Origin of the sequence: Lamprobacter sp., from assembly GCF_034860625.1 — a bacterium.
Taxonomy (GTDB): Bacteria; Pseudomonadota; Gammaproteobacteria; order Chromatiales; family Chromatiaceae; genus Lamprobacter.
This window is the reverse complement of record NZ_JAYESN010000201.1, coordinates 1-5,735: the sequence shown is the minus strand read 5'-3', so window position 1 is coordinate 5,735 and position 5,735 is coordinate 1. Positions and strand designations below refer to the sequence as shown.

6 protein-coding genes and 1 pseudogene are annotated in these 5,735 nt (G+C 63.4%); 2 read left to right on the top strand and 5 right to left on the bottom strand.

All coding sequences use genetic code 11. The features are described 5' to 3' along the window. Positions 1-173 precede the first annotated feature (173 nt). Positions 174-758 carry a DUF4334 domain-containing protein gene (locus VBE63_RS23915; protein ID WP_323685523.1) on the top strand — a complete coding sequence of 195 codons (585 nt, stop codon included), beginning with the start codon at positions 174-176 and terminating at the stop codon, positions 756-758. A gap of 109 nt (positions 759-867) precedes the next feature. Here VBE63_RS23915 and VBE63_RS23910 read toward each other — a convergent pair. From VBE63_RS23910 to VBE63_RS23895, 4 genes and pseudogenes are all read right to left on the bottom strand, one after another. Further along, a pseudogene (locus VBE63_RS23910) lies at positions 868-2,412 on the bottom strand (DUF2235 domain-containing protein). 106 nt (positions 2,413-2,518) lie between these two features. After that, positions 2,519-3,262: an MFS transporter gene (locus tag VBE63_RS23905; protein ID WP_323685522.1), complete on the bottom strand. Its 744-nt coding sequence runs from the start codon at positions 3,260-3,262 to the stop codon at positions 2,519-2,521. A gap of 2 nt (positions 3,263-3,264) precedes the next feature. After that, entirely contained in the window at positions 3,265-3,825 is a 561-nt protein-coding gene (locus tag VBE63_RS23900) for an MFS transporter (protein WP_323685521.1), read from the bottom strand. Between the two features lie 85 nt (positions 3,826-3,910). Further along, entirely contained in the window at positions 3,911-4,039 is a 129-nt protein-coding gene (locus VBE63_RS23895; protein WP_323685520.1) for a hypothetical protein, read from the bottom strand. 231 nt (positions 4,040-4,270) lie between these two features. Between VBE63_RS23895 and VBE63_RS23890 the strand changes: the two genes are divergently transcribed. Further along, positions 4,271-5,365, top strand: a complete 1,095-nt coding sequence (locus VBE63_RS23890; RefSeq protein WP_323685519.1) for a S1C family serine protease — start codon at positions 4,271-4,273, stop codon at positions 5,363-5,365. Between the two features lie 76 nt (positions 5,366-5,441). On the opposite strand, the gene VBE63_RS23885 is transcribed toward VBE63_RS23890, so the two are convergent. Further along, on the bottom strand, positions 5,442-5,735 hold a 294-nt coding region (locus VBE63_RS23885; RefSeq protein ID WP_323685518.1), incomplete at its 5' end, for an efflux RND transporter permease subunit.

The window sequence follows — 5,735 nt, the reverse complement described above, 5'->3', positions numbered from 1 at the left end:
CAACGCGCTCGCGAGCGTCGGCGAGTATGCGCCGGAGATGGAGCGAAAAGCGGCCTAAGCTGGTCGTGCTGCGGTGATGGCGTAGAGCGACCTCCAGCCATCTGGTGCGGTCGACTGGATCGCGCACGTCGCCGCGGCGCCGGATATCCAGCGTCGACCATAGGTCCGCAGCGATGGCAGAGATTCCTACCCCAAGAACGCCAACCCCAGAAGCGCCAACCCCAAGAACGGTAATCGAAGAACGGCAATCCGTTTTCGAAGGCCTGCGCGACCACAAAGCTGGCCGCGAGGCGCTGCTTGCATTCTATGACGGCTGTAAGCCGGTGGCGGTCGACGCTCTGCTAGGCCTTTGGCGCGGTGGGGCCTGGGCCAGCGGGACGCGCTTTGATGGCGCACTCGAGCGCCTCAACTGGTATGGCAAGGTCTTCCGTAGCCCCGATGATGTCCAAGCGCTGCTCTTTCAAAGGCCGGCGACAATCCTGGGGTGGATCAACTATGCATTGATCTGGCCCTTTCGATTGCCCGAGCATCCCGGCCTCGTCCGCCATCCCCTGGGTCGAGCCCGGCTGCGGACACTGCAATTCCGCGGGAAAGTCTCGGCGAGCATGGTCTATGACTATCTCCCGATCATTGACCGCTTCCGACGCGTCGATGAAGCAACCCTTATCGGCCTGATGGATCTACGCGGGCGGCGCGATTCGGAGCTGTTCTTCTGGCTCGAGCGCGTTGCGTCGCCGGGAGAAGCCTACCTGAGCTGAAGAAAGCCGCGGATACTCGAAGCGATAGGCGATAGATCTGGGCCGAGCAGGATAGGCAAACACGCGATATCTTCATTCATCTGGCTGCGGTTTTGCCACAACAATGGAGCTAATCGGTACGAGTAATGGTCAGCTGCACATGGCCACGATTGTTGCCGTAGAAGCGCCAGGCGTCGTTGGCAAAGCAATACAAATAGCCTGAGCCTTGTTTCGGTGTCCAAGAATCGAGCCCGGCGCCGATGACCAGCGTCTCGTGTGGTAAGGGTGAGCCGTCTGGCTGCGTCTGCGCCCTGCCGTTCGCAATCACGCCGACCAGCGCGAACCAAGGCGCCTTCTCAACGCGCCGGCTACCGACGAAGCTCACCCGGGAGTTGTTGGTCATCCGGGCGAAGCGCTGCTCCGCAAGGCCGATCCAGGTGCCCAATTGATGCGCGAGACCACCCCAAATTTGCCGGGGACGGCAGTCGCCGGCCGGGCTACAGGGAATCGCGGCGTCCAGCCATTCTCCGCTGGCTGCAAAACGATAGCTGGCGCCGGCTTCGAGATAGAAGCCGGTGTCGTTCCAACGCTCAGCGGCGAAGATATCCAGGGTTTCGCTCTCGCCGATAGCTAGGAGCCGAGTTCGGCGATAAGGCGCCTGGGTGAGGGGCGGCTGTTGCTGGCGGGCGAGCGCTGACGGGTGGAGTTGGCTGCCCCCCATTGATTGCGTCACGGCTGGCACTGTGCGGGGCTGATGGAATAGCCGCCGCCAGATCCCATTCAGCGATTCATGCAATAGCCCTTGTGGATTGGGCTTGATCTGAGCGGCCATGCCGGGCTCAATGCCAAGACCGAGGGCTGAGGCCTCGTCGAGCATCCAGCTGAGCGCACCGTCGGAGAGCCCCGTCTCGATATGGCCGCCGCCGATGTCGCCATGGGTGCCAGGGAACCAGTGCTGTTGAACACTGGTGCGCTCCAAGACGTTGCTCCAAAGCGTTGGGCTGAAGCTGGCCCGGGTCTCATCTAATGCGACGGCATGACGTGCATTCAGAACCTGCTCGTTGAGATCAGTGTCGTGAAAACGGTACCGCTTTGCGTCATCAAAGAGGTTTAGCAGGCCGTAATTGTCCGGGACGCCGAGTGCACCGACAGTATCCCAGACACCGAGAAAATGGATCTCGCGGGCTGGCGCACCGTCGCTGCGATCATGGAAATCGAGACCCTGTGACCAGGCAGCCGGGACTTTGCGTTGTCGATAGCCATGCTCATAGACACGCTCTATCGCCGCCCAGGCTCTATTGTCGCTCAGTCCTTGCGTTTTGATCAGTCCGCAGCGGGTGATCAGGCCAGCGAGGCTGCGCACGGTGTAGGCGCCGCGGCTGAAGCCGAACAGAAAGAGGCGGTCATCGGGCTGGTACGCATCGGCGAGCCAGCGATAAGCGCTCATTACGTTTTGGCTGAGGCCAACACCGAGCGCACCGCCGGCGAGCCGTCGCAACTAAGACCCCTCAGTACCGACTCCGGGGTGGTAGTAGCGCAGTTGCAGCTCGTCGCCGGCGCCCTTGTCCGCGAGCGCGCTGTAGAGTCGCACCACGTTGGTCGGCCTCGGGATGCCGTCGGTTTCTTGCTCCGCGGTGCTCCAGGTTCCATCCGCACAGACGATCAGGTTTCGCATCTTGGCGGTCCCGAGTTGGCTGACTTCAATAGCAGTCTAGTCCTGTTTCGAGGCCTGAGCCAGTGTCTCGTTAGACATGCCTTCTTCGGCCACGCCCACTTGGCCGTTAGGCGCTCTCTTCGCGCTCTGCCAGTGCAGCCCGCACTTCGGCATGCCGCTCGCGGGACACCGGGAAGCCTCGCAAGAACAGGGCGCCGGCAGCCATCATCACCGCAGGAACAGCGCCATAGATCAGCATCAGTCGCGCTTGAATGTCCGCGGACGTCGCGGCCGCTGAGGGATCGTAACCGACCGCCGCCGGAAGTACCGTGCCGAGCAAGACCCCGATCGCGAGCGCAAGCTTGGTCGTCATGTTCCAAGCCGCAAAAAAGAGCCCTGAGCGCTGCTCGCCGGACTCCAAGGTGTCGACATCGATCACATCGGCAGCAATCGAATTCGCCAGAAACAGGATCGATGCGAAGCTCGAGCCGCGGATCGCGACCAGCATGATCAATAGGGTCGTATCGCCTTCGCGCAGCAGCGCAAGCGGCAGACTCAGCACGGCGAGCCAAAGCGCGGCGGCGATCAGCGCCTGGTGTTTGCCGATGCGCACCGACAACCAGAGCCAAGCAGGCACTGCCGCAAGCGTGCCGAGGTTCTCGATGAACAACATCAACGGGAACAGCGGCTCGTCGCCCATCACGTCGGCAAGCACCAGCCGATGCAGCGTGCCCTGGATTGCAATACCGGAAACGAACAGCAGCACAGAGCCAACCATGCGCCCGAACGCCGGATTGCGGACCAAGATGCGAAGGCCAACCCACCAACTGAGGCGCGAATGGGCGAAGCCACTGGGATGACCTTCTGGCACGGTTAACACGGCATGCCAACGAGCAACGGCAGGCTGATCAGGACCAGCCAGGCGATGCCGCGCAACTGCTCGGCACCAGCGTCGAGCCCCAAGGTCGTCAGCACGACGAGGAAACCGAGCAGCGCGACCTGTCCGGCCATCGACAGTGCTTCGCGCACACTGGTGATACGCGACCGCTCATCGTAATCGGTCGACAGCTCCGCACCCCAGGCCCTGTAGGGCAGGTCGATCAGGGTGAACCCCAGATAGAGCAGCGCCGTCCACAGCAGCAGCCCGCCGATGGTCGCGGACTCGCCCGGCACAAAGACCTGCCAGATCGCGACCAAGAACAGCGGTGTGCCAAGTAGCATCCAGGGCTTGCGACGGCCCCAGCGGGTGGGTAGACGATCGCTGAGGATGCCGATGAGCGGGTCGGTCACGACATCGAAGACCCGGGAGGCTGCGATCGCGGCCCCCACCGCCGCGAGCGGCAGGCCGAGCTCATCGGCATAGAAGGCAGGAATGAACAGCGCCATCGGCAGAGCGGCGACCGAGGTGACGAGCGATGGCAGTGAATACCGCAACAACCTCGCCCGTGGCAGTCTGGATGCAGTTGATGACATGAGGCGAAGTCCTTAAGGTCGGGTTGACTGCAGTCACGGCGAGCCCCTAGCGCTCGATGTGGTCGCGATGCGCCAGCCGATCTCGATAGGTTTCGCTGCGCCCGCCCGGATGGCTCAGCACGAGCTGCCAGAGATGACCAGTGCGCGAGCGGAACAAGGCTGCGGAGCTAGGCAAATATTGTTCCGCAAGCACTAATCCAGACTGCGGATGCCCTTGTTCTCAGTATCCGATGGCATCTTGGTGTCCGGATATCACGACTCGGGACAATAGTACTTCCACATGCGCTGGAAACGCTCGAGAAGCTGAGCACTACAGGCACCGCTCTTGCTTTGCTGTCTGATACCGGCTTCACGCCAGTTTGAGCAGGACGGCAGCAGAACATCAATACGAGCGGAGGTATCTTCCTTGGGCGACACAGCGTTCTTGCGGGGAGTCCTGGTAGCACTGCTAGTGCTGCTAGCGGCCTGGGTGGGCTACGACTATGTGCAGCTCGCCCTCTATGAGCAGAGTACACCCCGCGAGGTTGAGGCCCGCGGCGACCTCGCCGGCATGGAGAAGACGGCCATCCAAGTGTTTGAGCGGGTTAGCCCCTCGGTGGTCTTCGTCACCACCGTGGCTCAGGCCAGGCCGAGCCTCTTCGCTCGCAGCGAGACCCAGCTCGGCATGGGGTCCGGCTTCGTCTGGGACGGCGCCGGCCACATCGTCACGAACCATCACGTGATCGACGATGCAGACCACATTGCAGTGCGCTTCGGACTAGAAGGCCGCGAGCGGGCGAGCCTGGTGGGCAGTGCACCCGACTACGACCTTGCCGTGCTCCGGGTCCGCGCTGGCAACCGTCTCTTTCAACCCGTCTCCGTCGGCAGCGCCGAAGAGCTGCGGGTGGGGCAGACCGTGTTCGCAATTGGCAGCCCGTTCGGTCTCTCGCGGACCCTCACTCAGGGCATTGTCAGCGCCCTTGAGCGCCGTCTGCCGACCGCCTCGGGACGGGAAGTACGCGGGGTCATCCAGACCGATGCCGCTATCAACCCCGGCAACTCTGGTGGCCCCTTGCTCGACTCGGCCGGCCGCCTCATCGGCGTCAATACCGCCATCGTCTCCGGCAGCGGCGCCTTCGCCGGTGTCGGTTTCGCGGTTCCTGTGGACGTGGTCAATCGCGTGGTCTCAGAGATCATCCGCGAGGGCAGCGTCGCACGGCCTGGGATCGTAGCGCTGACCGAGGCCATGACCGCTCGCCTAGACGTCGACGGCGTCGTCATCGCAGCGGTGCAGCCGGGCTCGCCTGCAGCCCGTGCCGGTCTCGAAGGCATCAACCAGCGAGCCGGGAGGCTTGGCGATGTGATCACCCATGCCGAGGGCAAGCAGGTACAGAGTGTCGCCGACCTCGCAGCCATCCTAGACGAGGTCGGCATTGGCAACGAAGCGACCCTCAAGGTCCAGCACGGCGGGAGGACGCGCAAGGTGCAAGTGACGGTCGTCAATATCTCCACCCCCGCCTAGCGTCCAAGGGTTGCAACCCCGAGCGTGCAGATTGGTCCAAGACAGACGGCTTGATGTGCAAGTGCGCATCAGAGATCTATGCGCGCACCTTGCGTTGCCTTCCCTCGCCGAGCCTCAGCACCGTCACCGTCAGCGCCGGCAGCAGCGTCAGCGTGACGATGGCCGCGCCGAGGATGCCGAATAGCACGATGGCACCGCCCCCCCGATAGAGCTCGGCGCCGGCGCCGGGCAGGAACACCAGCGGCGAGAGGCCGGCGATGGTGGTGATCGCCGACATCGTGATCGGCCGCAGCCGTGCTGCGACCGCCTCGCGCACCGCCACCACGGGCTCCTGCCCCTCATCGCGCGCGTTGGCCATCGCCCGGTACAG

Bases quoted from the DNA above. Each gene is read 5' to 3' on its own strand.
- VBE63_RS23915 (WP_323685523.1), top strand. From the start codon at position 174: ATGGCAGAGATTCCTACCCCAAGAACGCCAACCCCAGAAGCGCCAACC.